The sequence below is a fragment of the Amycolatopsis sp. FBCC-B4732 genome (assembly GCF_023008405.1).
Lineage (GTDB): Bacteria > Actinomycetota > Actinomycetes > Mycobacteriales > Pseudonocardiaceae > Amycolatopsis > Amycolatopsis pretoriensis_A.
On the sequence record NZ_CP095376.1, the window covers coordinates 1,558,042 to 1,584,225 of the forward strand.

The 26,184-nt window shown below is 73.9% G+C and carries 24 protein-coding genes; 10 read left to right on the top strand and 14 right to left on the bottom strand.

Annotation, left to right across the window (positions count from 1 at the left end; genetic code table 11):
• The first annotated feature begins 5 nt into the window (after positions 1 to 5).
• Together MUY14_RS06430 and MUY14_RS06435 are read left to right on the top strand one after the other, a co-directional pair.
• Positions 6 to 1,076, top strand: a complete 1,071-nt coding sequence (locus MUY14_RS06430; protein WP_247021794.1) for a DUF917 domain-containing protein — start codon at positions 6 to 8, stop codon at positions 1,074 to 1,076.
• Entirely contained in the window at positions 1,073 to 2,554 is a 1,482-nt protein-coding gene (locus MUY14_RS06435) for a helix-turn-helix domain-containing protein (protein ID WP_247021796.1), read from the top strand. Before MUY14_RS06430 ends, MUY14_RS06435 begins: the two co-directional genes overlap by 4 nt.
• Here the strand turns inward: MUY14_RS06435 and MUY14_RS46785 are convergent, their stop codons facing one another.
• From MUY14_RS46785 to MUY14_RS06460, 3 genes are read right to left on the bottom strand one after another with little or no spacing between them, the layout of a single operon-like run.
• Entirely contained in the window at positions 2,555 to 4,270 is a 1,716-nt protein-coding gene (locus MUY14_RS46785; protein WP_281506262.1) for a WXG100 family type VII secretion target, read from the bottom strand.
• Positions 4,270 to 4,584: a hypothetical protein gene (locus MUY14_RS06455; RefSeq protein ID WP_247021799.1), complete on the bottom strand. Its 315-nt coding sequence runs from the start codon at positions 4,582 to 4,584 to the stop codon at positions 4,270 to 4,272. The genes MUY14_RS46785 and MUY14_RS06455 overlap by 1 nt, the downstream gene beginning before the upstream one ends.
• On the bottom strand, positions 4,581 to 5,096 hold the full coding sequence (locus MUY14_RS06460) for a YbaB/EbfC family nucleoid-associated protein (protein ID WP_247021801.1): 516 nt from the start codon (positions 5,094 to 5,096) through the stop codon (positions 4,581 to 4,583). The genes MUY14_RS06455 and MUY14_RS06460 overlap by 4 nt, the downstream gene beginning before the upstream one ends.
• A gap of 177 nt (positions 5,097 to 5,273) precedes the next feature.
• Between MUY14_RS06460 and MUY14_RS06465 the strand changes: the two genes are divergently transcribed.
• Positions 5,274 to 6,284 (top strand): aldo/keto reductase, encoded by a 1,011-nt coding sequence (locus MUY14_RS06465; protein ID WP_247021803.1) that lies wholly within the window; start codon positions 5,274 to 5,276, stop codon positions 6,282 to 6,284.
• Positions 6,285 to 6,339: 55 nt separating this feature from the next.
• Here the strand turns inward: MUY14_RS06465 and MUY14_RS06470 are convergent, their stop codons facing one another.
• Positions 6,340 to 6,807 carry a hypothetical protein gene (locus MUY14_RS06470; protein ID WP_247021805.1) on the bottom strand — a complete coding sequence of 156 codons (468 nt, stop codon included), beginning with the start codon at positions 6,805 to 6,807 and terminating at the stop codon, positions 6,340 to 6,342.
• 101 nt (positions 6,808 to 6,908) lie between these two features.
• On the opposite strand from MUY14_RS06470, the gene MUY14_RS06475 reads away from it, so the two are divergent.
• The 3 genes from MUY14_RS06475 (at position 6,909) to MUY14_RS06485 (ending at position 9,386) form a co-directional block, all read left to right on the top strand.
• On the top strand, positions 6,909 to 7,598 hold the full coding sequence (locus tag MUY14_RS06475) for a response regulator transcription factor (RefSeq protein ID WP_247021807.1): 690 nt from the start codon (positions 6,909 to 6,911) through the stop codon (positions 7,596 to 7,598).
• On the top strand, positions 7,595 to 8,866 hold the full coding sequence (locus MUY14_RS06480) for a HAMP domain-containing sensor histidine kinase (RefSeq protein ID WP_247021809.1): 1,272 nt from the start codon (positions 7,595 to 7,597) through the stop codon (positions 8,864 to 8,866). The genes MUY14_RS06475 and MUY14_RS06480 overlap by 4 nt, the downstream gene beginning before the upstream one ends.
• A 73-nt stretch (positions 8,867 to 8,939) precedes the next feature.
• Positions 8,940 to 9,386, top strand: coding sequence for a hypothetical protein (locus tag MUY14_RS06485; RefSeq protein ID WP_247021811.1), 447 nt, complete (start codon positions 8,940 to 8,942; stop codon positions 9,384 to 9,386).
• A gap of 112 nt (positions 9,387 to 9,498) precedes the next feature.
• Here the strand turns inward: MUY14_RS06485 and MUY14_RS06490 are convergent, their stop codons facing one another.
• Positions 9,499 to 12,774 carry a glucodextranase DOMON-like domain-containing protein gene (locus tag MUY14_RS06490; protein ID WP_247021813.1) on the bottom strand — a complete coding sequence of 1,092 codons (3,276 nt, stop codon included), beginning with the start codon at positions 12,772 to 12,774 and terminating at the stop codon, positions 9,499 to 9,501.
• A gap of 124 nt (positions 12,775 to 12,898) precedes the next feature.
• Here MUY14_RS06490 and MUY14_RS06495 point away from each other — a divergent pair, with 124 nt between their 5' ends.
• A complete protein-coding gene (locus MUY14_RS06495) occupies positions 12,899 to 13,309 on the top strand; it encodes an ATP-binding protein (protein WP_247021815.1) in 411 nt (136 codons plus the stop codon).
• A gap of 3 nt (positions 13,310 to 13,312) precedes the next feature.
• Here the strand turns inward: MUY14_RS06495 and MUY14_RS06500 are convergent, their stop codons facing one another.
• From MUY14_RS06500 to MUY14_RS06525, 6 genes are all read right to left on the bottom strand, one after another.
• The gene (locus MUY14_RS06500) at positions 13,313 to 14,035 is read right to left on the bottom strand and encodes a GAF and ANTAR domain-containing protein (RefSeq protein WP_247021817.1); all 723 of its coding nucleotides are present in this window, start codon (positions 14,033 to 14,035) and stop codon (positions 13,313 to 13,315) included.
• 292 nt (positions 14,036 to 14,327) lie between these two features.
• Positions 14,328 to 14,630: an STAS domain-containing protein gene (locus MUY14_RS06505; protein ID WP_247021819.1), complete on the bottom strand. Its 303-nt coding sequence runs from the start codon at positions 14,628 to 14,630 to the stop codon at positions 14,328 to 14,330.
• Complete coding sequence (locus MUY14_RS06510) at positions 14,627 to 18,697, bottom strand: SpoIIE family protein phosphatase (RefSeq protein WP_247021821.1); 4,071 nt, start codon at positions 18,695 to 18,697, stop codon at positions 14,627 to 14,629. Before MUY14_RS06510 ends, MUY14_RS06505 begins: the two co-directional genes overlap by 4 nt.
• A 96-nt stretch (positions 18,698 to 18,793) precedes the next feature.
• Positions 18,794 to 19,216, bottom strand: coding sequence for an ATP-binding protein (locus MUY14_RS06515; protein WP_247021823.1), 423 nt, complete (start codon positions 19,214 to 19,216; stop codon positions 18,794 to 18,796).
• On the bottom strand, positions 19,213 to 20,790 hold the full coding sequence (locus tag MUY14_RS06520; RefSeq protein WP_247021825.1) for a PP2C family protein-serine/threonine phosphatase: 1,578 nt from the start codon (positions 20,788 to 20,790) through the stop codon (positions 19,213 to 19,215). The genes MUY14_RS06515 and MUY14_RS06520 overlap by 4 nt, the downstream gene beginning before the upstream one ends.
• A complete protein-coding gene (locus tag MUY14_RS06525; protein WP_247021826.1) occupies positions 20,790 to 21,170 on the bottom strand; it encodes an STAS domain-containing protein in 381 nt (126 codons plus the stop codon). Before MUY14_RS06525 ends, MUY14_RS06520 begins: the two co-directional genes overlap by 1 nt.
• 168 nt (positions 21,171 to 21,338) lie before the next feature.
• Here MUY14_RS06525 and MUY14_RS06530 point away from each other — a divergent pair, with 168 nt between their 5' ends.
• Positions 21,339 to 21,719, top strand: a complete 381-nt coding sequence (locus tag MUY14_RS06530) for an STAS domain-containing protein (RefSeq protein WP_247021828.1) — start codon at positions 21,339 to 21,341, stop codon at positions 21,717 to 21,719.
• 20 nt (positions 21,720 to 21,739) lie between these two features.
• Here the strand turns inward: MUY14_RS06530 and MUY14_RS06535 are convergent, their stop codons facing one another.
• A complete protein-coding gene (locus MUY14_RS06535) occupies positions 21,740 to 22,963 on the bottom strand; it encodes a PP2C family protein-serine/threonine phosphatase (RefSeq protein WP_247021830.1) in 1,224 nt (407 codons plus the stop codon).
• Between the two features lie 82 nt (positions 22,964 to 23,045).
• Between MUY14_RS06535 and MUY14_RS06540 the strand changes: the two genes are divergently transcribed.
• Both MUY14_RS06540 and MUY14_RS06545 read left to right on the top strand, forming a co-directional pair.
• A complete protein-coding gene (locus MUY14_RS06540; protein WP_247021832.1) occupies positions 23,046 to 23,765 on the top strand; it encodes a histidine phosphatase family protein in 720 nt (239 codons plus the stop codon).
• A 90-nt stretch (positions 23,766 to 23,855) separates the two neighbouring features.
• Positions 23,856 to 24,611 (top strand): NAD(P)H-hydrate dehydratase, encoded by a 756-nt coding sequence (locus tag MUY14_RS06545; protein ID WP_247021834.1) that lies wholly within the window; start codon positions 23,856 to 23,858, stop codon positions 24,609 to 24,611.
• A gap of 1 nt (position 24,612) precedes the next feature.
• Here the strand turns inward: MUY14_RS06545 and MUY14_RS06550 are convergent, their stop codons facing one another.
• Together MUY14_RS06550 and MUY14_RS06555 are read right to left on the bottom strand one after the other, a co-directional pair.
• Positions 24,613 to 25,332 (bottom strand): SDR family oxidoreductase, encoded by a 720-nt coding sequence (locus MUY14_RS06550; RefSeq protein ID WP_247021836.1) that lies wholly within the window; start codon positions 25,330 to 25,332, stop codon positions 24,613 to 24,615.
• Positions 25,329 to 26,180: an oxidoreductase gene (locus tag MUY14_RS06555; protein ID WP_247021838.1), complete on the bottom strand. Its 852-nt coding sequence runs from the start codon at positions 26,178 to 26,180 to the stop codon at positions 25,329 to 25,331. Before MUY14_RS06555 ends, MUY14_RS06550 begins: the two co-directional genes overlap by 4 nt.
• Between the last annotated feature and the right edge of the window lie 4 nt (positions 26,181 to 26,184).

Consider the following 26,184-nt stretch of genomic DNA (forward strand, 5'->3'; position numbering starts at 1 on the left):
CAGTCATGCGCATCACCGCCGGTGACGTGGCCGCCCTCGAGCGCGGGGTGGCCCTGCTCGGGTCCGGCGGTGGCGGGGACACCGTCACCGCCGCCGTGCTGCTGCGCCGGCTGGTCGAAGGCGGCCGCGAACCCGAGGTGTCCGCGATCGGCGAGCTGGCGCCGGACGCGCGGGTCGTGCCGGTCGGGGTCGTCGGCGCGACCGCGGCGTTCACCGAGAAGCTGCCGGGCGGCGACGAGTTCGCGGCCGCGGTGGCCGCCGTCGAACGCTGGACCGGTCAGCGCGCCGACGCGCTGATGTCCATCGAGATCGGCGGCCTCAACGGGCTGCTGCCGCTGGTCGTGGCCCAGCAGCTCGGGCTCGCCTACGCCGACGCCGACCTTTCGGGCCGAGGCCTGCCCCGGCTCGACCAGTTCTCCGTCGCGGCGACCGGCCGCGGGATCGCGCCGGCCGCGCTGGCCGAACCCGGCGGCCAGGTGGTGGTGCTGGCGGCCGGGTCCGACGCCGTCATCGAGCGGGGGACCCGCGCGTTCCTGGCCGGTTCCGGTGGCTGGGCGGCGTTCGCGCTCGCGCCGATCCCGGCCGGGGAGCTGGCGGAGTGCGCGGTGCCGGGGACGACGAGCGGTGCGCTGGCGCTCGGCCGCCGCGTGCTGGCCGTGGGGGAGAGCCCGGCGCGCGCGGCGCTCGAAACGGCGTTGGACGGCTCGGTGCTGGCCCGCGGCCGCGTCCTCGAGGTGGCGCGGCACGTCGGGCCGGGGCAGCACGGCAGCCCGGGCTTCGGCCGCGGCAGCGTCACCCTGGCCGACCACCGCGACGGCTCGTTGCTGCGGCTGGAAATGGAGAACGAATACCTGCTGGCGCTGCGCGACGGCGCTCCGGTGGCGTCGACCCCGGACGTGCTGTCGGTGCTCGACCACCGCACCGGCGTCCCGGTGTCGTGCGACGCGATCCGCGCGGGCGTGGAGGTCGACGTGGTCCGCCTGGCGGCGGCGCCGTTCTGGACCGACCCGCGCTGGCTGCCGGTGGTGCGCCCCCGCGCGTACGGCATCGACTGCGACCCGGTGGGCCTCCCGTGAGCCTGCGGCGGGTGCTCGCGTTGCCCGGCTGGGCCGAGCACGTCCGGTTGCTCGCCGGTGCGGCCGGGCTCGACCGTCCACTCGCGACGGTTCAGGCCACTTTGGATGCTTCGCGGACGCCGGTGGCGGGGGAGCTGACCGTCGTCGTCCGGCCGGTCGCCGGGACCGACTGGCAGATCGACGCGCTCCTGCGCCGGTGCGCCGACGCCGGGGCGGCCGCCGTGCTGCTGCCCGGTGCCGCGCCGCTCACCGCGTCACGGCTGCTCGCCGACCGGCTCGCGGTTCCGTTGCTGGGTACCGGTGCGCCGCCGCTGGACCTGCTCGTCGAGGCCCGGCTCATGCTCGCCGCGCCCGAACTGGACCGCGCCGAACTGCTGCTGGCCACCCACCGCGCGCTCGGCGACCGGCTGCGCCCGCCCGAAGAGGTCGTCGCGGTGCTGGGGCGGCTGCTGCGCTCGCCGGTCGCCGTGCTCGACGACCGCGGGGCGCCGCTGGCCGGTGAGGTCGCCGGGCGCGTCCGGCTCGACGAGCCGGTCCCGCAGCGAACCGAGCTCGACGACGGCGTGCTGCTGGCCCACCCGGTGCTGCTGCAGCGGCCGGCGCTGTGGCTGGCGGCCGAGCTGCGGGGAACCGAAGCCGCACGGGCCGACGTCGTCCCACCCGCGCTCGCAGTGGCGGCCGGGGTGCTGCAGCGCTGGCTGCTGGCCAACCGGCTGGAACTGGAACGGGATGCGCGCTCGCGCACAGCGTTGCTCGGCGACCTGCTGCGCCTGGACACCGAGCCCGGCGCGGACCTGCGCCGCCGCGTCGCGGACGCCGGTTGGCGGCTCGGCGGCTGGCACGTCGGGCTGCACATCGGCGTGCCGGCGGCGGTCGACACGGTGGCCCGCACCCAGGACGTCGTGCGGGCGCTGCGGGCCGGCGACGTCGAGGCGGTGGTCGTCGAGCACGGCGACGGCTGGACCGGCTGGGTCACCTTCGACCACGAGCCGACCGCGGCGCGGGTGCGCTCGCTGGCGACCCGGCTGCAGGCGGCGCACCGCACGCTGCGCCTGGGCGCGCACATGGGCGTCGGCCGGCCGCACGCGCGCCCGGAAGGCCTCGCGGCGACGGTCGCGGAAGCCCGCGACGCGGCCCGGCTCGCCGTGACCCGGCCGGAAACCGGGCACTTCCTGCACGTCGACCAGCTCGGCATGGCCCAGCTGCTGCTGGAGTGGACCCGCACGGACACGTTCGAGCCGGCCGCGCGGGCCCTGATCGCCCCACTGCTGGACGCCCCGGGCGACCTGGTCCGCACCCTGGCGGCCTACCTGGACGCGGAGTCGTCCCTCGCCGAGACGGCCACGGTGCTGGGCGTGCACCGCAACACCGTGGCCGCGCGGGTGGCGCGGATTTCGCAGCTGCTCGGCGTCGACCTGTCCCGCCCGGACGAGAGGCTGGCGCTGCACCTCGCGTCCCGGGCGGTGACGTTGGAGTGACTAGCTGTCGTCCCCGCCGCCGGTGACGTTGCCGATGCTGGCCGGCACGCCCTTGATCATGTCGACGACGGTCTTGCCCGCGAGGCCCGACTTCCCGAACCACGGGTCGGTCATGACCTTGATCGCCGACTCGAACTTCTCGGCGCCTTCCTTGCCGAAGAGCTTGCCGAGCTCGTGCACGGAGAAGTTGCTGATCTTGTCGAACTTCTGCATGATCTCCGGCGTCACACCGTCCACTTGGGACAGCTTGTTCTTGATGACGTCGGTCATCTGATCGGTGAACGGCTTGTGCGGCTTGGGATCCGGGGTGGGGGCGGGCGCCGGGTCCGGCTTCGGTTCGGGCGTGGTGTCGGGTTTGGGGTCGGGTTTGGGTTCCGGGGTTGCCGAGGATGAGGACGGCGCGGGCTCGGGTTTCGGTTCGGGCTTGGGTTCGGGTGTGGTGTCGGGCTTGGGCTCGGGTTTGGGTTCCGGGGTTGCCGAGGATGAGGACGGCGCGGGTTCCGGTTTCGGTTCGGGCTTGGGTTCGGGTGTGGTGTCCGGCTTGGGCTCGGGCTTGGGTTCCGGGGTTGCCGAGGATGAGGACGGCGCGGGCTCGGGTTTCGGTTCGGGCTTGGGTTCGGGTGTGGTGTCCGGCTTGGGCTCGGGCTTGGGTTCCGGGGTTGCCGAGGATGAGGACGGCGCGGGTTCCGGTTTCGGCTCGGGCTTCGGTTCCGGCGTGGCCGAGGACGGGGTGGTGTCCGGCTTGGGCTCGGGCTTCGGTTCCGGCGTGGCCGAGGACGGAGTGGTGTCCGGTTTCGGCTCGGGCTTGGGGTCCGGCGTCGGGTCCGGCTTGGGTTCCGGCGTCGCCGAAGAGGGTTTCGGGTCCGGCTTCGGCGTCGGGGTCGCGTCCGGCTTCGGGGTGGGCTTCGGGGTCGGTGTCGGGGTCAGGCTGCCCGCCGGGGGCTTTGCCGCCGCCAAGTCGTCGCCTGCCTTGCCCATCTTCGTCAGGGCCTGGAGCAGGTCGCCGAGCTTCTTCGCCAGCTGGGCCAGCTTCGCGCCGATCTTGCCCAGGGCCGTGGCCACCGTGCCGATCGTCGTGCCGATGAAGATGGCGATCGACGCGCCGAACGTCACCGGGGCCAGGGCCGCCGCGATCAGGGCGCCCTTGATGATCGTCGCGAGGAGCATCGCGATCAGGTCGCGCAGGATGCCGCGGAAGGCGCCGACGATGCCGCCCGCGATCTTCATGTTCTTGCCGGCCTGGTCGAGGTACCAGCCGAGGGAGCCCAGCTGCTCGGTGACCGCGTCCATGTCCTTCTTGAACTGGTCCGCGGCGTTGCCGCTCCACTCCTTGAGCAGCGTGTCGAGCGCCTGCTGGTGCTGCGTCGACCACTCCTCGAGCTTCTTCTTCTGCGCGGAAAGCGCTTCACTGGCCGCCGCGATGCCGATCGGGTCGCCCATCAGGATGTCCAGCGGCCAGCGGAGGATCGTGATGTGCTCGATGAGCCAGCCGATCCCGGCCGTGAGGAGGCTGCCGATCGGGTCGAGCACGAGGCCGATCGTCTCCAGCGCCATGCCCGCGGAGCCGATGCCGATCGCGACCTTGTCGTTGTCCTTCACGGCTTTGTCCAGGCCGATCGCCGCTTCGAAGAAGCCCGCGCCGGCCGAGGCGTTGTCGCTGTTGAACAGTTCGGAGCCGTGGAGGCTGACGTCCTTGCTCTGGTAGTCGTCGCCCACTAGTCGAACCTCACGATCGAGTTCACGGCGTCCTCTTCACCCGACTGGTAGCGCTTCGCGGCCTCGGTGACCTTGTCGGCGAACTCGCCGATCGTCTTCGAATACGCGTCGAACTGGTGCCGGGCCTTGTCCGTCCACGTGCTCGCGCCCGCGGCCATCAGCTGGCACGCCGGGTTGATCCCGAACATGCCGGGGTCGCAGACCATGCCGCCGACGAGGTCCGAGGTGGCCTTGAGGTTGCTCTGCAGCTCGTCGAGGTGCTTGCCGAAGGTGGCCAGTGGCTCCGAAGAGACCTTGAAGCCGCCGCCGCTCACCAGGGGTTCGATTCGTCGTCGAAGTGGTCGTCGGCCGGGGGACGGCGACGCGGGGCGGACGGCGGTGCGGGCGGAGCCGGCGGACGCGGCGGCGCGGGCGGGGCCGGCGGCGGGGTGGTTTCGGGGGGCTCCGGCGCCGCGAAGTCGCCGTCCGGCGGCGGATCCGGGGGCAGGAAGGAGCGGACCATGTCGGTCGACTCGCCGTCGCCGTTGATGGTCGCGAAGGAGTCGGCGACGGCGCGGGCGGTCTGGCGCTGCGCGTCGCGCACCGCGCCCATGATCGTCGCGGTCAGCCGCGCCGGACCCAGTTCGCACGCGCGGTGGCCGAGCTCGAGGTTCGTCAGGGCGCCGTTCGGGGCGAGCGTCACGGTGACCGCGCCGTCGCGGGTGCGGACCGTCGCCCCGGCCGCGGAAATCGCTTCGGTCAGCGCCGCGGCCTTCGTCTGCATCTCCCGGACCTGCCGTTCGAGCAGCAGCTGGAAGTCTTCACCTGGCCCCAGGTTCGGTTGCACGAAATCGACTCCTCGAGACGGGGATCGGGCCGGCGCCCGTGATCCGGCCAGGCTAGCGCACCCCGGACGTTCATCCAGTGCTAGCCGGGGGTATGCCTGGATGTCTCCCCGAAGTTGCCCGCGAATGCCCCCCGATCGGGTTGACCCGGTCCGCGCTCCGGGTTGCACGATCGGGTCATGACCGAACTGGACGACTACCGGCCGCTGGGCCGCTCCGGGCTGCGCGTCTCGCCGCTGGCGCTGGGCGCGCTGACCTTCGGCTCCGGCCCGCACTGCGCCGACGACGACACCGCCCGCGCGGTCTTCCGCGCCTACACCGGGCGCGGTGGCAACTTCGTCGACACCGCCGACAACTACAGCGCCGGCCGCAGCGAGGAGCTCGTCGGCGAGTTCCTCCGCGACGTCGGCCGCGACGACGTCGTGCTCGCCACCAAGTACTCCGGGCCCGGCTTCGACGGCGGGAAACCGCTTTCCGACCCCCGCCGCCGCAGCAACGGCCGCAAGAACATGGTCGCATCGCTGGAGGCGTCGCTGCGGCGGCTCGGCGTCGACCACGTCGACCTGTACTGGCTGCACATCTGGGACGGCTTCACCCCGGCCGAAGAGGTCATGGCGGCGTTCGGCGACCTCGTGCGCGCCGGCAAGGTCCGCGCCGTGGGCCTCAGCGACGTCCCGGCGTGGTACGCGACGAAGGCGGCGATGCTCGGCGGCCCGCCGGTGACGGCGCTGCAGCTGGAGTACTCCCTGATCGAGCGCGCGATCGAGGCCGAGTTCGTGCCGCTGGCGCGGGAGTTCGGCATCGCGGTCCAGCCGTGGGGCGCGATCGGCGGCGGGTTCCTGTCCGGCAAGTACACCCGCGACGGCGGCGGGGAAGGCCGGCTCGCCGAAGGCGCGCCCTACCGGTCCGCGGCGGAGACCCGCTGGGCGGTGCTGGACGTCGTCCGCGAAGTCGCGGCCGAGGTGGACGCGACTCCGGCCCAGGTGGCGCTGCACTGGGTGACGCGCCGCCCGTCGATGCCGGCGCCGCTGATCGGCGCCCGGTCACCCGGGCAGCTCGCCGAAACCCTGGGCGCGCTGGCGCTGGAGGTGAGTGACGCCCACCTCGACCGGCTGACCGGGGCGAGCGCGCCGGAACTGCCGTTCCCGCACGGCATCCTGGCCCGGCTCAACGCCGGGCTGCCGGGCTAGCCGCGAGTCGCAGGGTGTTCGACGGCCGGGGTCGGCGGAGCTCGGCCGTGCGACGCTAGCCGTGGCCGTGGTGGCCGTCGTCGGCGACCGTTTCCGCGTGCGGCTCGCCGTCGCGGCAGGACACGAGCACCACGTTCTCGGTCCCGTCGTCCTTGAACTTCACCGACGCGGTGGCGGCCGGACCGCGGTCGACGTCGTCGGCGCGGAAGCCGGGGGCCGGGCTCCACGACAGCAGCTCGACCCGATCCCCGGTGCACTTCGCGACGAGGCTGCCGCCGGGAACGGTCAGGCCACGCGGTTCCGGGGCGCCCGGCGCGGTCGTCGTGGCCGGCGGGACCGGCGCGGAAGTGCTGCTCGCGGGCAGCGTTTCCAGGGCGCGGGCCACGTCGCCGGCCGAGAGCGGCTGGTTCTGCGGGCCGAGGATGCCCGCGCCGACGACGTCGAGGGCCACCGTGCCGACGCCCGCGGTCGCGGCGGCGGCCAGCAGCCAGGCCGCCGCCATCAGCACCCCGCGCCTGTTCATCCGTCCACTGTGCCATCCGGGCGGGTTAAAGCGCGGCTAAGCCGTCGTTAGCGTTCGCCTGGAGCCCGGTGAAGCGGCTCCGCGTGTGTAGCCTCCCGGACATGGCGACCGTGCTGCTCGTCGAGGACGACCCGACCATCCGCACGGCCGTGCTGCGCGCGCTGACCGAGCGCGGGCACGCCGTGACGTCCGCGCCGACCGCGATGGCCGGGCTCCAGGCCGCCGTCACCGACCGGCCCGACGTCGTGCTGCTCGACCTGGGCCTGCCCGACCTCGACGGCCGTGAGGTACTGCGGATGGTCCGGGCGGTCAGCGCCGTGCCGATCATCGTGGTCACCGCCCGCGGCGCCGAGGAGGAGATCGTCCGGCTGCTCGACGCGGGCGCCGACGACTACGTGGTCAAGCCCTTCGGCGGCGCCCAGCTCGACGCCCGGATCCGCGCCGTGCTGCGGCGCAGCGAGCCGGAGGAGACGACGGCCCCGGTGGTGGTCGGCGGCCTGAGCGTGGACGCGCGGACCCGGCAGGCGTCCCTCGAGGGCGAGCCGCTCGACCTCACCCCGCGCGAGTTCGACCTCCTGCACTACCTCGCGAGCCGGGCGGGGACCGTGGTGAGCAAGCGCGAGCTGCTCACCGACGTCTGGAAGCTGCCCTACGCCGGCGCCGACAAGACCGTCGACGTCCACCTGTCGTGGCTGCGGCGCAAGCTCGGCGAGACCGCGCAGGAACCGCGGTACCTGCACACCGTGCGGCGGGTCGGCGTCCGGCTGGCCGAGCCGGGGGCCGGCGCGTGAGGAAGCGGCTCGCCGTCCTCGTCGCCGCCGCGATGAGCCTGGTGCTGGTGGCGTTCCTGGTGCCGCTGGCGATCCTGCTGCAGTCGGTCACCGCGGACCGCGCGGTCACCGCCGCCACGGCGAAGGCCCAGTCCCTGACGTCCCTCGTGGCGACGGCGGGGACGGCGGCGCTGCGGCCCGCGGTCGACCAGCTCAACACGACCGCGGGCCACCCGGTGACCGTTTTCCTGCCGGACGGCACGGTGCTCGGCGCGCCCGGCCCGCGCACGCCGGGGGTCATGCTGGCCGCGGCCCAGGGCAGCAGCCTGACCGTCGAAGGCGACGACGGTCGGGAGATCCTGGTCGCCGTCCAGGGTCTGCCGCGGGGGACCGCCGTCGTGCGGGCCTTCGTGGACCGGGCGGAGCTGACCCGCGGGCTGGGCGCGGCCTGGCTGGTCCTGGCCGGGCTGGGGGTGCTGTTGCTGGCGCTCGGGGTGTTCGTCGCCGACCGGCTGGCGCGCTCGATCGTGCGACCGGTCCACGAGCTCGCGGCGGTTTCGCGCCGGCTCGCCGACGGCGACCTCGATGCCCGCGCGCGGCCCGGCGGCCCGGGGGAGGTGCGGTCGGTCGCGGCCGCGTTGAACCTCCTGGCCGCCCGGATCCGCGACCTGGTCCGGCAGGAACGCGAAGCCGTGGCCGACATCTCGCACCGCCTGCGGACGCCGTTGACCGTGCTGCGGCTGGACGCCGAGGCGTTGCGCGACCCCGAGGAAGCGGACCGGATCACCGGCCACGCCGAAAGCCTGGAGCGCCAGGTGACCGCGCTCATCGACCAGGCGCGGGCGCGGGACGCGGCGCCGGGGGCGTGCGACGCGGCGCTGGTCGTCCGCGAACGGGCGGACTTCTGGGCGGTGCTGGCCCAGGACCAGGACCGCGCGGTGACGGTGGCGATCGACCCGGGCCCGCTGCCGGTCGCGGTCGGCGAGCCCGAGCTGGCCGCGTGCCTGGACGCGTTGCTGGGCAACGTCTTCGCGCACACCCCCGAGGGAACGGCCTACGCGATCCGGCTGTCGGCGGCGCCCGCGGGCGCCCGCCTGGAGGTCTCGGACGAGGGCCCGGGCTTCGACGAGGTCCCGCGCGGCGAGAGCGGCGCCGGTTCGACCGGGCTCGGGCTCGACATCGCCCGCCAGACGGCGCGGGCGTCCGGCGGGACGTTCAGCGTGACCCGCGCGCGGCCGCACGGCGTCCGGATCGCACTGGAACTCGGCGCGGCGTTAGGGATGCCTTAAGGTGCGGGCAGCGCGCCGCTAGCGTCCGGTGCGTGAAGCTCCTTTTCGTTGACAGGCAACGAAAGGAACGCACATGCGCAAGATCCTGGTGATCGCCGCGGCCGGTGCCGCGCTCGCGGTGGGCGGCACGACGGCGGCCCTGGCCCAGTCCGGCGCCGACGACGGTCGCCCGACGACCAGCACCCCCGCAAGCGCGGCGACGACCACGGGCTCCCGGCCGAGCAGCACGCACGACCTGGGTGACGACCGCGGTGGCCGCGCCACGCCGAGCACGTCCGCGACCCGCAGCCACGACCTGGGCGACGACCGTGGCGGCCGGACCACGCCGGGCAGCTACCCGACGCGCACGCACGACGTCGCCGACGACCACGGCGGCCGCACGACGCCGGGCAGCTATCCGACGCGCACGCACGACCTCGGCGACGACCACGGCGGCCGCACCGCGGAACCGGGCGACGACCACGGCGGTCACGGCGGTGAGCCGGGTGACGACCACGGCCGCCACGGCCGCGACCACTGACCCCGGCTCGCCGAACGCCGTGAACGACTCTTTCACCACGTCCGACGCGGTGAAAGAGTCGTTCACGACACCCGGACCGTGCTGTCCACAGTGGACCGGCCGGGCGAGACCCTCAGCCCACCGGTACCCCGCGCACCTGGACCGGTCCACGGGTCGGGTCGAGCTCGACCGCCTGCTCCACCCCGGCCGGCGTGAGCACGTCGAACGCCTTCGGCGCCGTCGCCGGGTCCGCCGCGCACACCGGGGCGGTGCCGCCCGCCGCGCACAGGCCGAACGTGTACTGCCCGGCCGTCGGCGTGAACGGCCTCGCCTGGTCGGGGGAGTTGCCGTCCTGCCCGGTCAGCACGACCGCGAACGTCCACCCGGCCGACGGCGTCCCGAACGCGGCCTTCGCCACGCTGATCGTGATGTACCGCGTCGCCTGCGAAGCCTGCACGGACGGCGAAGCGAGCGAAGCACCCGAAGCGTCGACGAGCGCCGGTTCCGCGAACCCTTGGACCTCGAGGCGCCGGCTCCACGCGTCCTGCGGCGCGATCGCGTACGCCCGGCTCGGGAACGGCGGCGCGGTCGACGTCGCCGTCGCGGCCGGGTCGTGCGCGTAGATCGTCAGCAGCTGGGCGCCCAGCGGCGAGCCGAACGTCGGGGACAGGTCGCGGACCTGCGCCCGGAACACCAGGTTCGCGCCCGAGTCGATGACCTGGAAACGCTGCAGGTCGAACGCGCCGGCGTGGAAGTCGCCCGCCGTCGGGTAGGTGAACGTGCCCGGGCCGTTGTCGTCGCCGTCCGGGTCGGCCGTGTCGAGCAGGACCGTGCCGGTGACGAAGTCCGAGCTGATCGTCTTCTGCGCGTACCCGGTGCCCGCGCCGGTCGCGGCCGCCGTGACGACGTTCGCGCCGAGCGGGGTCGGCACCGTCGCGCGGAACGTCCCCGCCGCCGAGGCCCGGGTCGACAGCACCGTTGTCGTTCCCGCGTCGGTGGCCGACACCGCGAGGTCGACCCGGCTGCCGGCCGGCGCGGTGCCGGTGACCTCGGCCGTGGCGGCCGACACGGACGCGGGCGCGTCGAGCGTCACCGCCAGTGCCGCGGGCGGCGCGTGCGAGACGTACCGGGCGCGGACCTCGGCGGGCTGCTCGGGCAGCCGCCCGTCGTCGAGCGCCCTGGTCAGCCGCACCGACTGCGACTGCGCCCAGCTCAGCGGCGCCACCGAGCCGACGGACTGCCCCGGGGTGAAGCCGATCGACGCCGTCCGCGGGTCCGACCCGTACGGCGACGCGGGCAGCGCCGGGTTTTCCCAGATCTGCTCGGGGATCAGCCCGGTGCCGCCGGTCTGCGCCCGCATCGCGCGCAGCAGCGCCGCCGCGCCCGCCCGGTCGCCGGTCTGCACGGCGTGCTCGCCGCGTTCCCCGGCGAGCACCGGCCACAGGTGCCCCGACCCGGTGTTCGTCGACGGCCACGGCGCCCCGGTCGGGCCGCAGTTCGTCGGGTCCGGCTCGTAGCAGTCGCCGTAACCGTCTTCGCTGCCCGCCGCCGAAGTGCCGTAGCGGTACCAGCCCGGCCCGGCGGGAGTGTCCTTTTTGATCACGCGGTCCACGACGGCGAGCGAAGCGGCGACGTCCGGGTCGTTCGCGGGCAGCACGCCGAGACGCGGCAGCTCGAGAAACCCGGCGTCGACGACCGCACGCTGGTCGGCGTCGACCGAACCGTTGCCGAGGTTGTAGATCCACTCCGAGTTCGGATCGCCGTTCTTGGTCAGCCGCAGGAAGTACCGGCCGCCGTACGGGCCGGTCGACGTCACGGTCCAGCCCTTGATGCTGCGCTGGAAGTGGTCCGCGGTGGCCCGGTAGACGTTCGCGCGCGCCGGGTCGCCGTTGCGGTCGGCGATCACGCCCGCGGCGACGAGCCCGGCGATCTCGGCGGCGATGGTCGAGGGGGAGTAGCCGCCCTGTTCTTCCCAGCGCTCCGAACCGAACGCCGGCCCGTGCGCGACGACGAAGTCCGCCGCCGCCCGGATGTGGCCGGTGTAGAGCGTGCGGTCGCGGTCGAGGCCGGCCTGCAGCGCCATCAGGATCGGGTACGCGCTCTCGTCGAGCTGGTCGCCACCGGAGTCGGGCGCCTTCTTGCCGTTGAGCATGGAGTTGCGCGGGAACCGGCCGTCCGGCTGCTGCTGGCGGGTGAACAGCCAGCGCACGCTCGCCCGCGCCGTCTCGCGGTCGCCGGCGGCGAGCAGGCCGGAGAAGCTTTCGTAGAGGTCGCGGGCGAAGATCTCGCGGTAGGAACCGAAGTACACGGGTTTGCCGCCGGGCGCGTCGCCCGCGGAGACCGCCTGGCCCCACGGGCTGCCGAGCGACGCGACCACCGCGCCCGGGAACGTCTTGTCCTCACTGGCCTTCAGCACGTTGACCGACTGGAAGTAGGCAGCGGAGTTTTCGGAGTCCTTGCCGCGCACCGGGATCAGCCCGTTGTCGTAGTCCCGCCACTCACGCGCGTACTGGCGCCGGCTCTGGTCGAACGGCGTGCGCAGGCTCGCCCCGGCAGTGGCGACGGCGGCCCGCGCGTCCGCGCCGAACCCGAGCGCCAGCACGGCGGGCCGGCGTGGCTGCAGGTCCAGCTGCGCGGTCTGCACCACGTTCCCGTTCGCCGCCGACGACGTCGTGTCGGTGAGCCGGTGGTCGCGGTCGAGCTGCGCGAGCCCGTCGCCCGCGGTGCCGGCGAAGCCGCTGGACGTCGCCAGGAACCGGCGGTCGGCGCGCAGCGCGGCGGCCAGCGGCGTGCCGTAGTCACGGGCCGGGGCGCTGGAAACCGTGTTCGCGTCGGCGCTGACCAGCGCGCTCGTCGCCGCGTCGACGGTCGCGGTGTCCCCGCCGCCGTTCGCCGGGCCACCCCCGCCGTTGCCGTTGATGCTCGCGTCGTAGCGGACGTAGACCTTGAGGTCACCGCCGGAGCCGCGCAGCGGATCCAGCCGGGTGCGGATCAGCACGCCGGTCCGGGCCGGATCGGCCAGGTACTCGGTGACCAGCCGGTACTTCCCGCTGCGCGGGGTCGACGTCACCTCGCAGGCCATCCCGCCCGCGCTCGTGCGGACCGTGTAGGTCATGTCGCGCGCCTGCAGGTCGGTGAACGTGCGCCCGTCGGTGACGGCGAACTGCAGCGACTCGACGTTCGTGTTGTCGATCACCGGCGCGTAGACGTCGGACAGCACGCCGCCCGCCACCGTGAACCACGCCTTGCTCTGCGTGTTCCGCGCGGTGCCCAGGCAGTCCTTGCGGGCCAGGCCGAAGTGCGAGACCGCACCGGGCCCCGGTGCGGGTGCCGCGGCGGCCATCGGAACGGACAGCAGGGGCGCGGCCAGCACCGCGCACACCACCACGGACCACGTCGACCGAGTCATCCGCCCATCCGATCACGGCGGGCGCACCACGCACCAGGGCCGAACGCAGCAGGGAAAGTCGTTGCTCGTGATTGAGATGCCGAACCGGTGGGTAGCAAACCAACAGTCCCCCGGGGAGGTGAACGTGGAAGAGCTCGGATCGGACGGCTGGCGGTACCGCGGTACGATTTCTCCGCGCACGTTGCCGAGCCTGCGCCGTCATCTGGTTTCGTGGTTGCGGCGGCGGGCCGGCGAGGAGGTCGGCAGACAGGCCGACGACGTCGTGCTGGCGTGCTGGGAAGCAATGGCCAACGTCCTCGACCACGCCTACCGCGGCCGGCCGGGACTGATCGACGTCCGCGCCCGCGTCGACGACGAGGTGCTCGTCATCACCGTCGCCGACCAGGGCCGCTGGGAGTCGATCGCCGAGCGCGCGGACGGCGGCCGCGGCCTGCGCCTGATCCAGGCGCTCGTCGACGGGCTCGACCTCCGCTCCACCGACGACGGCACTGTGATCACCCTGACCTGGCCGTTCCCGGTGCGCCGCACCGCCTGAGGCTCAGCCGGCGGACAGCTCTTCGACGAACCGGGCCGCGACGTCGCGCAGCTTCACGTTGGTGTGCTGGGATTCCGTGACCAGGCGCTTCATCGCGTCGTCGGCGCCGATCCGGTGCACGGCCATCAGGATGCCCTTGGCCTGCTCGATCACCGCCCGCGTGCGCATCGCCGCTTCGAGGTCGTCGGCCTGGCGGCGGGCTTGGTGGTAGCGCCGGGTGGTGCGCAGCCAGAACGAGACGATCGTCGTGTAGAGCCGCAGCAACCGCGAGTCGGCCTCGGCGAACCCGTGGTCGCCGTAGCCGAACAGGTTGAGCGCGCCGGAGAGGTTTTCGTCCACACGCAGCGGTGCGGCCAGGTAGCTGCCGACACCGAGGCCGCGGGCGTGCTTGGTGAAGTCGGGCCACACGGCGTCCGCGGTGGCCAGCGGCAGCCGCACGATCTCGCCGGTCGCCGCGGCCCGCAGGCACGGCCCTTCGCCCGCCGCGTACTGGACCCGGTCGATCTCGACGGCGCGCTCGTCGGTGGAGGCCATGGTCTCCGGCTCGCCGTCGCGGATCGCGGTGATGCTGGCCATGTCGGCACCGGGCACGGCGCGGACGGCTTCCGCGCAGACGGCGTCCAGGATTTCGGCCTCGGCGGGTTCGGACTCCAGCGCGCCGGTGAGGCCCGCCATCGCGGCGGTCAGCTCGTCGAGGTGCTCCGGCGGGATCGGTTCACCGGTCACGCGATCATCTCCGTCCCGGGGTGGCGGTGGTCGAGCGCACCGCTGCTGTGCAACGGAACGGCGAAACCTTACCCGCGTGCGGTGCGTCTTCCGCAACACCCGGCGCATGGCGACGCGGGTGCCGGGGGACCGGCCGGGATCTCGGGACGGGGGAAAAGCGGTGGTTCCGGCCCGCGCTCGCTGCTGAACGTCGTGGGTTGGCGCCGGGAACCACCTCACGACGGCCGGCGGCACAACCCACCCCGCGCCCGTCGCTTCGAGTGACTTACCCCGTGCGGAGCGAGTCAACCCTTCAGCGGACGGTCACCTTCGCGACTTGGGCCAGCCCGGAAACCCGCAGCACCCGATCCAGCAGCCGCGGGGCGACCAGCCGCAGGTCGTGCTCGCCGGCCCGGTCGAACAGCACGGCGACGCCCGCGCTGTCGAGGTAGTCCACCCCGGTGAGGTCCACGGTGACCGGGTTCCCCGCCGCCAGTTCGCGGTCCAGTGCCGCGCCGAACTCGGCGGCGTTGCTCATGTCGATCTCGCCGGTCGCGCGCACGGTGCGGCCACCGTCCTCGCCCCGCCCGGCGACCAGCGTGAGAGCCGTCGTCACGAACCGATTCTCCATTCCAGCGTGACGGTGGTGCCGTGGGCATCGTGCCGGATCGTGACCGCGTCGGCCAGTGCTTCCATCATCGGCGTGCCGCGGCCGCGGAGCACGTGGTTGTCCGGTGGCGGTTGCTTCCAGCGGCCGTCGTCGGTGACCACGACCACGAGGCGGGGGCCGGCGAACCGGGCGGAAAGGTGCGCGGTGCCGTCGCCTTCACCGCGGTAGGCGTGCTCGACGGCGTTGGCGCAGGCCTCGCCCGCCGCGACGAGCACGTCCTGCGCGACGTCGGGGTCGAGCTCCGCGTTGGCCAGCCACGCGCGCAGCCAGTGGCGGGTCGAAGCGAGGCTGTCCGGGTGCGTTTCGAAATCGAGCACCAGCGCCGGCACCGACCGCCGGTAGAGCAGCAGCGCGACGTCATCTTCGTAGCCGTCGTCGGGCCGGAGCCGGCCCATCAGGGTGGCCGCGAGGTCGGTCAGGTCGGCCTCCCGCACGTCGTGGGCGACTTCGGTGGCCCGGGTGATGCCGTCGTCCAGCGACTCGCGCCGGCGTTCGACGAGCCCGTCGGTGTAGAGCATCAGCAGCGAGCCGATCGGGACGACCGCCGTGGCCTCCGGCCGGTGCGCCGCCACGCGCACGGCGAGCGGCACGCTGCCGCCCGCGTCCAGGAACTCCGACGAGCCGTCGCTGTGCACGAGGGTGGCGGGCGGGTGCCCGGCGCTGCTGTAGGTGAGGGTGCCGGTCGCGGGGTCGAGCACCCCGCAGAAAACGGTGGTGCACAAGGCGCCCGGCAGCCGGTCGGCGAAGCGGTCGAGCGTGGTCAGGGTGTGCGCCGGGCCGTTGGCCTCCAGCAGCAGCGCGCGGCAGGCGCTGCGGAGCTGGCCCATCACCGCGGCCGCCGCGAGGCCCCGGCCGACGCAGTCGCCGACGACGATGCCGATCCGGTCGCCGCCCAGCGCGATGACGTCGTACCAGTCGCCGCCGACCTCCAGGGGCGGGGTCGCCGGCTCGTAGCGCACCGCGAAGCCGTCGGGGAGCAGGGCCGGGCCGAGGATCGAGCGCTGCAGCGCGATCGCGACCTCGCGCTGGCGGTCGTCGCGGTGCGCGCGACGCAGGGCGTGCGCGAGCGTCCCGGCCAGCAACGCCAGCAGGGTCCGGTCTTCGGTGCCGAGCGGACGGCCGGGCGGGGGCTCGACCCAGAGCGTCAGCCGGCCGCCGGGGTGGTCGACGGACGCGCCCGCGCCGCCGTCCGCCGCCGTCGTGTGCAGCGCCGGGACCGAGCGGAGCCGGTCGAGCGTCGCGCGCAGCGGCGCGGCGAGATCGGTCCACCCGCGGTCCCGGGGGTCGGTCGAGGCGACCTCCGGTTCGCCGTCCCGCGGCCAGGTCACCGCGAGGACGCGCTCGGCCTCCCACAGTTCGCACAGCAGCTCCAGCGCGGTGCTCAGGACCTCCGGCACCCCGCTGACGCCGGCCAGGCGCTGGTTCATCGCGGCGAGCGCGTTCTCGCGCTGCACGGCGTAGCGCTCGGCCGTGACGTCGCGGACCGTGCCGACGAGCCGGCGACGGCCCTCGTCGTCCTGCAGCGCGTTGTAGGCGACGGCGGTCCAGACCCGGTGCCCGTCGACGTGCCGCAGCGGCAGCACGAAGCTGCCCGCCTGCTCGTCCCTGGCCCGCTCGAAGGCTTCGGTGACCTGACGGTGGGCGTCGGGGTCGGCGTCGCGGTCCGGCCACCACGGGAACGGCTGGCCGTAGGGCAGCCCGTCCGGACCGGCGCCGAGCACTTCGGTGAACGCCGCGTTGATCTCCACGACCCGTCCTTCGGTGTCACTGACGAAGAAGCCCTCCTGCAGCGACTCGATCATCGCCGCGCGCCACCGGGCGTGCTGCGTCCGCAGCCGCGCCAGCTGGATGGTCGTGCGGACGCGGGCGAGCAGCTCCCGCGCCGAGAACGGCTTCACGAGGTAGTCGTCGGCGCCGGCGGCCAGCCCGTCGACCGCGGCCTCCTGCCCGGCCCTGGCCGACAGCAGCAGCACGGGCACAGCGGCGGTGCGCGGGTCGCCGCGCAGCTCGGCGAGCAGGCCGAGGCCGTCCAGCCGGGGCATCATCACGTCGCTGATGATCAGCTCGGGCGGCTCGGCGCACGCGGCGTCGAACGCCTCGACGCCGTCCCGCACCGAGGTGACCGCGTAGTCGTCCCGCAGCAGCCGCACGAGGTAGTCGCGCATGTCGGCGTTGTCGTCGGCGACCAGGACCCGGGCGCCGGTGGGCGCGGACGGCGCGTTCCGGCCGACGTCCGGCAGCCAGCGCAGGGCTTCCTGCACGTACGGTTCGGCGGAGTCGGCGGCGATCCCGCCGACCGGGGACGCCGCGAAGACGTGGTCGGCGGGCAGGTGCCGGACGCCGAGCGGCAGCCGGATCCGGAACGTCGTCCCGGCGTCGGGCGCGCTCTCCACGGCGACGGTGCCGCCGTGCATGTCGACGAGCTCGCGGACCAGCGCCAAGCCGATCCCGCTGCCCTCGTTGGAACGGGCCCGGGCCGACGGGATCCGGTGGAACCGCTCGAACAGGCGCGGCAGCTCGGCGGCGTCGATTCCGGTGCCGGTGTCGGACACGGCGACCACCGCGTGCTCGCCCTCGAGGGCGGCCGTCACCCGGATCGACCCGTCGAAGGTGAACTTGATCGCGTTCGACAGCAGGTTGTAGACGACCTTCTCCCACATCCCGCGGTCGACGTGCACCGGCTCGCCCAGCGGCGGGCAGTCGACCTCGAACACCAGCCCGGCCCGTTCGGCCGCGGCGCGGAAGACGCTCGCCAGCTCGGCGGTGAACGCCGCGAGGTCCACCGGCTCGAAGCGGGCCTGCATCCGGCCGGCCTCGATCCGGGAGAAGTCGAGCAGGTTGTTGACCAGCCGTCCCAGTCGCAGCGCGTTGCGGTGGATGACGGCCACCTCTTCGCGGATCCGCTCGTCGGCGTCGTCGAGTGCGTCCCGCAGATCGGCCGCCGGGCTCAGGATCAGGGTGAGCGGGGTGCGGAACTCGTGGCTGATGTTGGCGAAGAACGTCGTCTTGGCCGCGTCCAGCGCGGTCAGCTCCTCCGCCCGCTGCTGCTGCCGCCGGTAGGCGAGGGCGCCGTTGACCAGCGCCGCCGTCTGCTGGGCGACGAGGCCGAGGAACGTCCGGTAGGACTCGTCGAGCGCGCGCCCGGCGCTGGCCGCGAGCACGATCACCCCGGCCGCGGGGCTCCCGGGGTCGCCGAGCAGCGGCAGCACCATGGCCTCGGTGGGCGGCGTGGACCAGCCGCCCGGCGGGAGCTCGCCGACCGCCGCGTCCGGCACCGTCCGCGGCACCCCGTCGGCGAGCACTTCCGGCAGCGGCCAGACGGCCGGATCGCCGGCGTCTTCGCCGCCGGGGGTGACCGCGGCGGGCGTGAGTTCGCCTTCGTCGTCGCGGATGTGGATGGCGGCGTACGGGACGTCGTCGCCGGCCCGCCCCAGCACGGAAGCGACCAGCTCACAGGCTTCGCCGACGGTCCGGGCGCTGCCGGCCTGGGCACCGAGCTCGCGCAGCGTCGCCATCCGGCGCTCGCCGATCACGCGCTCGGTGGTTTCGGTGACGGCGGTGAACACGGCCCGGACCACGCCTTCGTCGTCGTGGACCGGGCTGTAGGAGTACGTCCAGTACGTCTCTTCCCAGTAGCCGTGCCGGTTCATCGGCAACAGCAGGTCTTCCGACCAGGTCGCCTCGCCGGTGGTCATCACGCTGTCCAGCATCGGGCCGATGATGTGCCAGATCTCGTCCCAGACCAGCGCACCCGGCTTGTCGAGCGCGGGGTGCTTGGTGCCGAGCAGCGGCAGGTAGGCGTCGTTGTAGAGGAAGCGCAGCTCCGGCCCCCACCAGACGATCATGGGGAAGCGGGAGGTGAGGCAGATGCGGACGGCCGTCGTCAGGCTCGTCGGCCAGCCCGCCGGGTCGCCCAGCGGCGAGGAAGCCCAGTCGAAGTCCCGCATCCGGGCGGCCATCCGGCTGGTCCCGGGAAACACGGCGCGGTGGCCGGACTCTTCCCCGACGCTCATCACACTCCCGGTTCGCGCGGCCCGGGGAGAGCCTACTCGACCCGGGAGGCGGCCGCCGCACGCACGAGCCGACACATCCGGGTGAGCGGGTTCCGGTCAGGTCCCGCCGGTCAGCCAGATCATGGTGACGGTGGTGCCGTCCTCGCGGTGCACCTTGGCGCTGTGGTCGGCGAGGGTGTCGATGAGCAGCAGCCCGCGGCCGCGCAGGCCGTTCGTCTCGGCGGGCGGCTGCCAGGTGCCGTAGTCGGTGACCGTCACCGTCAGCCGGCCGCCCAGCGATTCGGCGCGGACGTCGATCTGGCCCGCCGCACCGTCGCGGTACGCGTGTTCGGCCGAGTTGGCCATCGCCTCGTAGCCGGCCAGGACGACGTCCTCCTGCCGTTCCTCGCTGAGCCCGAGCCGGTTCAGCCAGCCGGCCAATGCCTCGCGCAGGTCGGGCAGCAACCCGGCGATCGCGGCGGTCCGCCGGTGGAACGAGGTCGCGGGACCGGGGGCGCCCGGCGGGCGGGGGTCGGTCATGGGGCGTCCTCTCCGCGGTGGCGCACGTGGATGACCGCGATGTCGTCGTCGTGCCGTCCGCGCGTCAGTTCTTGGACGAGCTTGTCCCAGGCCGTGCCGAGGTCGGCCGCGGTCAGCAGCCCGGGAATACCCGCCAGCAGCCATTCCATGCCGAGCGTGAGGTCGCGGGTGCGGCTCTCGACCAGCCCGTCGGTGTAGAGCACCAGGTCCGCGCCGACCGGGAACCCGGTGGTGCGCTGGGGGAAAACCGAACCGACGCCCAGCGGCTGCGCCAGCGCCTCGCCGATCTGCTCCGGCGGCTCGCCGGGGCGGATCAGGATCGCGGGCAGGTGACCGGCGTTCGCGTAGGTCAGGGTGCCGTGGTCCGGCCGGTGGACCGCGTAGAAGCAGGTCACGAAGCTTTCGCCGAACAGCCCGCCGGTGAGGTCGGAGACGTGGCGCAGGACCTCCGACGGCGGCAGCTCGAGCCGGGCGTAGCTGCGGATGGCGGTGCGGACCTGGCCCATCACCGTCGCGGCCGCGACGCCGTGGCCGACGACGTCGCCGATGACGAACGCCGTCCCGCCGGACGGCAGCCGGATCACGTCGAACCAGTCGCCGCCCACCTTGCTGCCGGTGACCGCGGGCAGGTACCGGGTGAACACGTCGAGACCCGGCGTGACCGGGGCGACCGGGAGCATGCTGCGGGACAGCTCGGTGGCCAGCGTGCGCTCGCGTTCGTAGAGACGCGCGTTGTCGAGCGCGATGGCCGTGTACGCGGCGATGCCTTCGGCGAGGTACTCGTGGCGGGCGGTGAAGCGGTCCGGTTCGGGGTGGCCGAAGAAGAACCCGCCCAGCACCTCACCGGAGGTCGGGCTGAGCACCGGCACGGCCAGGTAGCTGCACACGGGCAGGTGCCCTTCGGGCATCCCGTGGTACGGCGCGTTCTTCCCGAACCGCTCGTCCTTCGTGATGTCGGGGCTGCGCACGGTGCCCTCGCCGTCGAAGGTCGGCGCGAAGACCGCGGTGTTGCGCGGCATCGGGAACCGGGCGAACGCCGCGCGCGGCACGCCCGAAATCGTGTACAGCGTGTAGGACTCGCCGAGCTCGTCGACCAGGTTGTAGAAGAACGCGCCGAAGGCGGCGCCGGTCGCCTTCGTGGCGGCGTCGGTCGCGTCCTGCACGAGCGGGTCGATGTCGAGCTGGGCGGTCAGCTGCCGTCCGGTGGAGTGCAGCGCGTCGAGCACCGCGGCTTCGCCCCGCAGCCGCCGGACGGTGGCGGCCAGGTCCGCGGTTGCGGCGTCCACGGCGGTCGCGACGAGCGTGGGCAGCCCACCGACCTGCTCGGTGGTGTAGACCACGGTGCCCTGTTCGCCGTCGGCGACCGCGATCGCGTGGGTGACTTCCGTGCCCGGCAGCAGTTCCGCCAGCACCTCGGGATCGGTCACGACCGCCGCGGCGCGCCCGGCCAGCACCGCGTCCGCCTCGGCGGGGGTGAGGGGCCGGAGCCCGGTGGCGACCGGCGTTCCGGCGTCCCCGACGAAGGCGCGGCGCACGGCGTCGAGCACCTCGTCGGACCGCGGACCGGGCGCCATCAGCGCGCCAGTGCTTCGGACAGCGAAGAGTAGATGGCGAGTTCGTCGGTCAGCCGGGTCAGCTCCAGCGGGCGCAGGGTGATGCGGCCGCTGGCGACCACCCGCAGCGGAGCGGCCGCGGTCTGCGCGCGGTGCGCCCGGACGAGCTCGGCCATGCCCGCCGACGCCAGGAAGGTGACATCGGTGAGGTCGATGACGAGCGACGCGGGCCGCGACCGGGCGGCGCGTTCCACCAGCCGGCGGAGTTTCGGTGCCAGCGCGAGGTCGAGGGCACCGTCGACGCGCAGCACGGCGGTGCCGTCGCGGTCCTCCAGTGCCACCGAGCCCGCTGAACCAGCCGCGTCGCCGAGTGCGTCCCCGGTTACGTCTCTTTCGGCCATGGCCTTCATTTTGCCTGCTCGGGGAGCCGCCCGAAAGCGGAGGGGGCACTGACACGGCGGTGCGGCGGCGGGACGTGCATGATTGACACCGGTTGAGCAGACAGCCTTCGTGATCACGCACGCCCACCGGGCACCCCGGAGGCGTTGCCGGAGGCAGGAGTACGCGTCATGAGCGAGCACACCCATACTGAAAGCGCGACGACCGCTGTGCCGTTCGGGGAGTTCCGGATCGCCCGAACGGAGCAAGCCGGTGCCGTCGTGGTCGAGGTCGCCGGCGACGTGGACACCACGACCGCGCCCGCTCTCGTGCGGGCCGCGGACGAGGCGCTGGCCGCCGGACCCCCGGTGCTCGTCGTCGACCTGACCCGCGTCGAGTTCCTCGCTTCGCCGGGGCTGACCGCGCTGCTGACGATCCACCGCAACGCCGCCGCGGGGACCGCGGTGCGGATCGTCGCGACCGGCCGGGCCACCCTGCGCCCGATCCAGCTGACCGGTCTCGAGGACAGCCTGTCGCTCTTCCCCACCCGGGAAGCCGCGCTGGCCGGGTGACCGCGCCGTCCCGGTCGCGCTCAGCCGCCGGCCGGGACGGGCAGCCGCCGGATGGCCAGCAGGGCCACGTCGTCCTGGGCCGGCCGGCTGCCGATCATCGCGGTCATGATCTGCGCGCAGAGCCGCTCGGGCTCGCCGGCGTACACCGAGTCGGCCAGCAGCTGCATCCCGGCGTCCACCGGCCGGTCCCGGCGCTCGACCAGACCGTCGGTGTAGAACGTGAGCACGGCGTCCGGTGGGAGGTCGACGACCGTCGTGCGCCGTTCGGGCTCGCCGATGGTCAACCCGATCGGGGGATCCGGGGGCACGTCGACCAGCCGGCCCGTCACACCGGGGGTGACCAGCACCGGCGGCAGGTGCCCGGCCAGCGAGAGCGTCACCGCTTCCCGGTCCGGGCCGATGATCCCGTAGGCCACCGTGGCCATCGCGCCGTGCTCGAAGTGGTTGGCCTTGCGGTCGAGCTTGGCGAGCACGTCGGCCGGGCTTTCGCAGTCGAGGGCGTAGGCGCGCAGGGCGCTGCGCAGGCGTCCCATGATCACGGCCGCGTCGAGGCCGTGGCCCGAAACGTCGCCCATCACGACGCCGAGCCGGTCGCCCGGCAGTGTGAACAGGTCGTACCAGTCCCCGCCGAGGCCGGTCTCCGCGCCGGGTACGTACCGGGCGCCGAACTCCAGCCCGGACACCGCGGGCAGGCTGTTCGGCAGCAGGCTGCGCTGCAGCGCCATGGTGGCGGTGCGGTTCTCTTCCCTGGCCTCCACCTGGATCGTCGCGGCGAGGCGGTCGGCGAGCAGCTGCATCGTGGCCACTTCGGTTTCGCCGAACGGCCGGGGCGTCACCGAGCCGACGTGCAGCACTCCGACGAGCTCGCTGCCGGCGATCATCGGCACGCCGAGCATCGAGTGCAGTCCGCGCTCCCACAGCAGGGAGTTCACGACGGTGGTTTCGTCGACGTGGTCGAGGATCACCGGGGCCCGCTCCAGCGCGACCCGGCCGGCGAACCCGCTGCCGACCGGCACCCGCACGCCCTGGTGGACCTCTTCCTCGATGCCGGCCGCGGCGAACGCCACGAGCTGCCGGGCACTGGGCTGGTAGCGCAGCACGGTCGCGGTGTCGACGCCCATGACCTGGCACAACCGCCGCAACGTCTCGACGAGCACCTCGGCCAGCACGAGGTGACCGGCGGGGGCGCCGATGATCGTCTCCAGTTGCTGCAGCCGGTCGTGGGCGTCGAGACTTCGCGACATGGAACGACCCTAGCCGCAACCCCTTTGCGGGCCTAACCATCCCGCGTTTCGACGGCGGGTCCCCCGGGGTAACCAGCCGGTCGTGAGCGTCGACTTGGAGTGGGTGGCCGTGCTGCGGCACGGGCAGAGCACCGGGAACGTGGCCCGCGAGGAAGCGGAGTCGGCCGGGGCGGACGTGATCGACATCGCCGAGCGCGACGCCGACGTCCCGCTGACGGAACTGGGGGAGGACCAGGCGAAGGCCGCCGGCGGGTTCTTCGCCGAGCGCCCGCCGGACCTCGTGGTCACCTCGACCTACCGCCGGGCCTGGGACACCGCCCGGCTGGCCGCGCCCGACGGCGTCCCGATCGTGCCGGACGAACGGCTGCGCGACCGCGAACTCGGCGTGCTGGACCTGCTGACGTCCCACGGCGTCCGCGAGCGGTGGCCCGACGAACTGCGGCGCAAGCGGCGGCTCGGCAAGTTCTACTACCGGCCGCCGGGCGGCGAATCCTGGGCCGATGTCGTGCTGCGGGTGCGTTCCCTGCTGAACGAGCTGAGCGCCCAGCACGCCGGAAAGCGCGTTCTGCTGGCCGCCCACGAGATGACCGTCTTCGCCCTGCGCTACCTCCTCGAAGGCCTGCCGGAGCCCGATCTGCTCCGCGCGGCCGACGCCACCGAAGTCCCGAACGGCTCGGTGACGGCGTGGGAGCGCGACCACGACCGCGGGTTCACGATGGTGCTCGCCCAGGAGGTCGGGCACCTGCACGCCACCGACACCCCGCCGACGGCGGACGACGATGCCGCGCGACAGCTCTCCTGAGCCGGCGCCGATCAGCCCGGCCCTGTTGCGGGACTGGCGGATCGGCACCGGTGACCGCGGCACGGTCTCGTCGTCGGCGGTGCCCGCGCGGTGCCCGGCGCGCCCGCGTTGTCCGGGACCGCCGCCCTGCGCGCCGGGGCGGGCACCCTCCAGCTGGCGGTCGCCGAACGCCACGCGACGGCCATCGGCGTTTCGGTACCCGAGTCGTCGGTGTCCGGCCTGCCGGAAACCGAATCCGGCGCGATCGCCGCCGACGCCGCCGACCGGCTGGCCGACGTCCTCCCCGGCGCCGGCACCGTCGTGGTCGGTCCGGGCCTGACCGGTGCCGAGGAAACCGAAGAACTGCTGCGGCGGCTGGTGCCCGCCATCGCCCCGGACGCGCGGGTGGTGCTCGACGCGTTCGCGCTCGGCGCGCTGAGCCGGGCACCGGAGCTGGCCGAGCCGCTGGCGGACCGGCTCCTCCTCACCCCGAACCGGGTCGAAGCGGCCTTCCTCGACGGGTGCGAGGAAAAGGACGTCGACGACCTGGAGACGACGGTGCGGATCGCCCGGCGCTACCGCGGCGTGGTGCTGCTGATGGGCGTGGTCGCCACGCCCGGCGGCCGCGTCTGGCGGGACGGCAGCGGCCACGTCGGGCTGGCGACGTCCGGCAGCGGGGACGTGCTGGCCGGGCTGACCGGCGGCTTCCTCGCCCGCGGTGCGGCCGTCGACCAGGCCGCCTGCTGGGCGACGCACGTCCACGCCGTCGCCGGCCAGCGGCTGATCCCGGACACCGGCCGCACCGGGCTGCTGGCGCGGGAGCTCGTCGCCCAGATCCCGCGGGTGATCGCCGAGCTGGAGCGCTGAGTCACCGCTGGGCGGTCGGCCGCACGACGATCTCGTTGACGTCGACGCCGTCCGGCTGCCCGATCGCGTAGGAGATCGCGCCGGCGATGGTGTCCGGCGCCATCGCCACCGCGCGGTAGGTGCGCATCGCCTCCTTCGCCCCCGGATCGGTGATGCTGTCGGCCAGTTCGGACTCGACGACGCCGGGGGAGACGGTCGTGACGCGGATGCCGGGGTCGGCCTCGAGCCGCAGGCCTTCGGTGATCGCGCGGGCCGCGTACTTGGTGGCGCAGTAGACCGCGGCCGTCGGGACTACCTCGTGCGCCCCGGTGGAGGCGACGGTGACGAAGTGCCCGCCGCCTTGGCGCCGGAAGTGCGGCAGGACCGCGGCGATCCCGTGCAGCAGGCCGCGGACGTTGACGTCGATCGTGCGGTCCCACTCCTCGACGAGCAGGGAGTCCAAGCGGGACAACGGCATCACGCCCGCGTTGGCGACGAAGACGTCGAGCCGCCCGTGCGCTTCGACCGCGGCGTCCGCGAACGCGGCGACGTCCGCGCGGTCGGTGACGTCGAGGGGGTGCACGTCGGCGGTGCCGCCGGCGTCGTGGATCTCCTTGGCGAGCGCGGTCAGCCGGTCTTCGCGGCGGGCGCCGAGCACGACGTGGTGGCCTTCGCGGGCCAGGCGCAGCGCGGTGGCGTGCCCGATGCCGCTGCTGGCACCGGTGATGAGGACGGTCTTCACGGGGTTTCCTCTCGGGGGAAGTCGGCGCCGAGGGTGGTCTCGCGCCAGGTGTCGAAAGTGGACTTGAGGGTTTCGAGCCGGGCCGTGGCGATGGTGTAGGCGGCTTCGCCGAGCAGCAGCCGCAGCGGGGGCTCGGCGGCGCCGGCCGCGGCGATGATCGCTTCCGCCGCGCGGACCGGGTCGCCGGGCTGCCTGCCGTAGGTCGCGGTGGTCGCTTCCCGGCGCGCTCCGGCCGTTTCGGCGTAGTCGTCGATGCGGATCGCCGACTGCCGCATCGACGGGCCGGACCAGGCGGTGCGGAACGCGGCGGGCTCCACGATGGTCACCTTGATGCCCAGCGGGGCCACTTCCGCGGCCAGCGACTCCGACAGCCCCTCCACGGCGAACTTCGTCGCGTGGTAGTAGCCGGTGGCGCCGAAAGCGGCGAGCCCGCCGAGCGACGACACGGTCACGACGTGCCCGCTGCGGCGGGCCCGCATGCCGGGCAGCACCGCGCGGGTGACGTCGGCGAGGCCGAACACGTTGGTGTCGAACAGCTTCCGGATCTCGGCGTCCTCGCCTTCCTCGACGGCGGCGAGGTAGCCGTAGCCGGCGTTGCCGACCAGGACGTCGATCCGGCCGAAGGTCGTTTCCGCCTTTTCGACCGCGGCGGTGACCTGAGCGTGGTCGGTGACGTCGAGCGGCAGCGCCAGTGCGCGGTCGCCGTGCGCCTCGACGAGGTCGCGGACCCGCGCCGGGTCGCGGGCGGTGACGACGGCCCGCCACCCGCGGTCGAGCACGGCTTCGGCGAGTGCGCGGCCGAGGCCGCTGGAGCAGCCGGTGATGAACCAGACAGCGTTTTCGGGCACGACG

Bases quoted from the DNA above. Each gene is read 5' to 3' on its own strand.
- MUY14_RS06430 (WP_247021794.1), top strand. From the start codon at position 6: ATGCGCATCACCGCCGGTGACGTGGCCGCCCTCGAGCGCGGGGTGGCC.
- MUY14_RS06465 (WP_247021803.1), top strand. From the start codon at position 5,274: ATGACCGAACTGGACGACTACCGGCCGCTGGGCCGCTCCGGGCTGCGC.
- MUY14_RS06470 (WP_247021805.1), bottom strand. From the start codon at position 6,807: ATGAACAGGCGCGGGGTGCTGATGGCGGCGGCCTGGCTGCTGGCCGCC.
- MUY14_RS06475 (WP_247021807.1), top strand. From the start codon at position 6,909: ATGGCGACCGTGCTGCTCGTCGAGGACGACCCGACCATCCGCACGGCC.
- MUY14_RS06485 (WP_247021811.1), top strand. From the start codon at position 8,940: ATGCGCAAGATCCTGGTGATCGCCGCGGCCGGTGCCGCGCTCGCGGTG.
- MUY14_RS06490 (WP_247021813.1), bottom strand. From the start codon at position 12,774: ATGACTCGGTCGACGTGGTCCGTGGTGGTGTGCGCGGTGCTGGCCGCG.
- MUY14_RS06510 (WP_247021821.1), bottom strand. From the start codon at position 18,697: ATGAGCGTCGGGGAAGAGTCCGGCCACCGCGCCGTGTTTCCCGGGACC.
- MUY14_RS06515 (WP_247021823.1), bottom strand. From the start codon at position 19,216: ATGACCGACCCCCGCCCGCCGGGCGCCCCCGGTCCCGCGACCTCGTTC.
- MUY14_RS06520 (WP_247021825.1), bottom strand. From the start codon at position 20,790: ATGGCGCCCGGTCCGCGGTCCGACGAGGTGCTCGACGCCGTGCGCCGC.
- MUY14_RS06525 (WP_247021826.1), bottom strand. From the start codon at position 21,170: ATGGCCGAAAGAGACGTAACCGGGGACGCACTCGGCGACGCGGCTGGT.
- MUY14_RS06530 (WP_247021828.1), top strand. From the start codon at position 21,339: ATGAGCGAGCACACCCATACTGAAAGCGCGACGACCGCTGTGCCGTTC.
- MUY14_RS06535 (WP_247021830.1), bottom strand. From the start codon at position 22,963: ATGTCGCGAAGTCTCGACGCCCACGACCGGCTGCAGCAACTGGAGACG.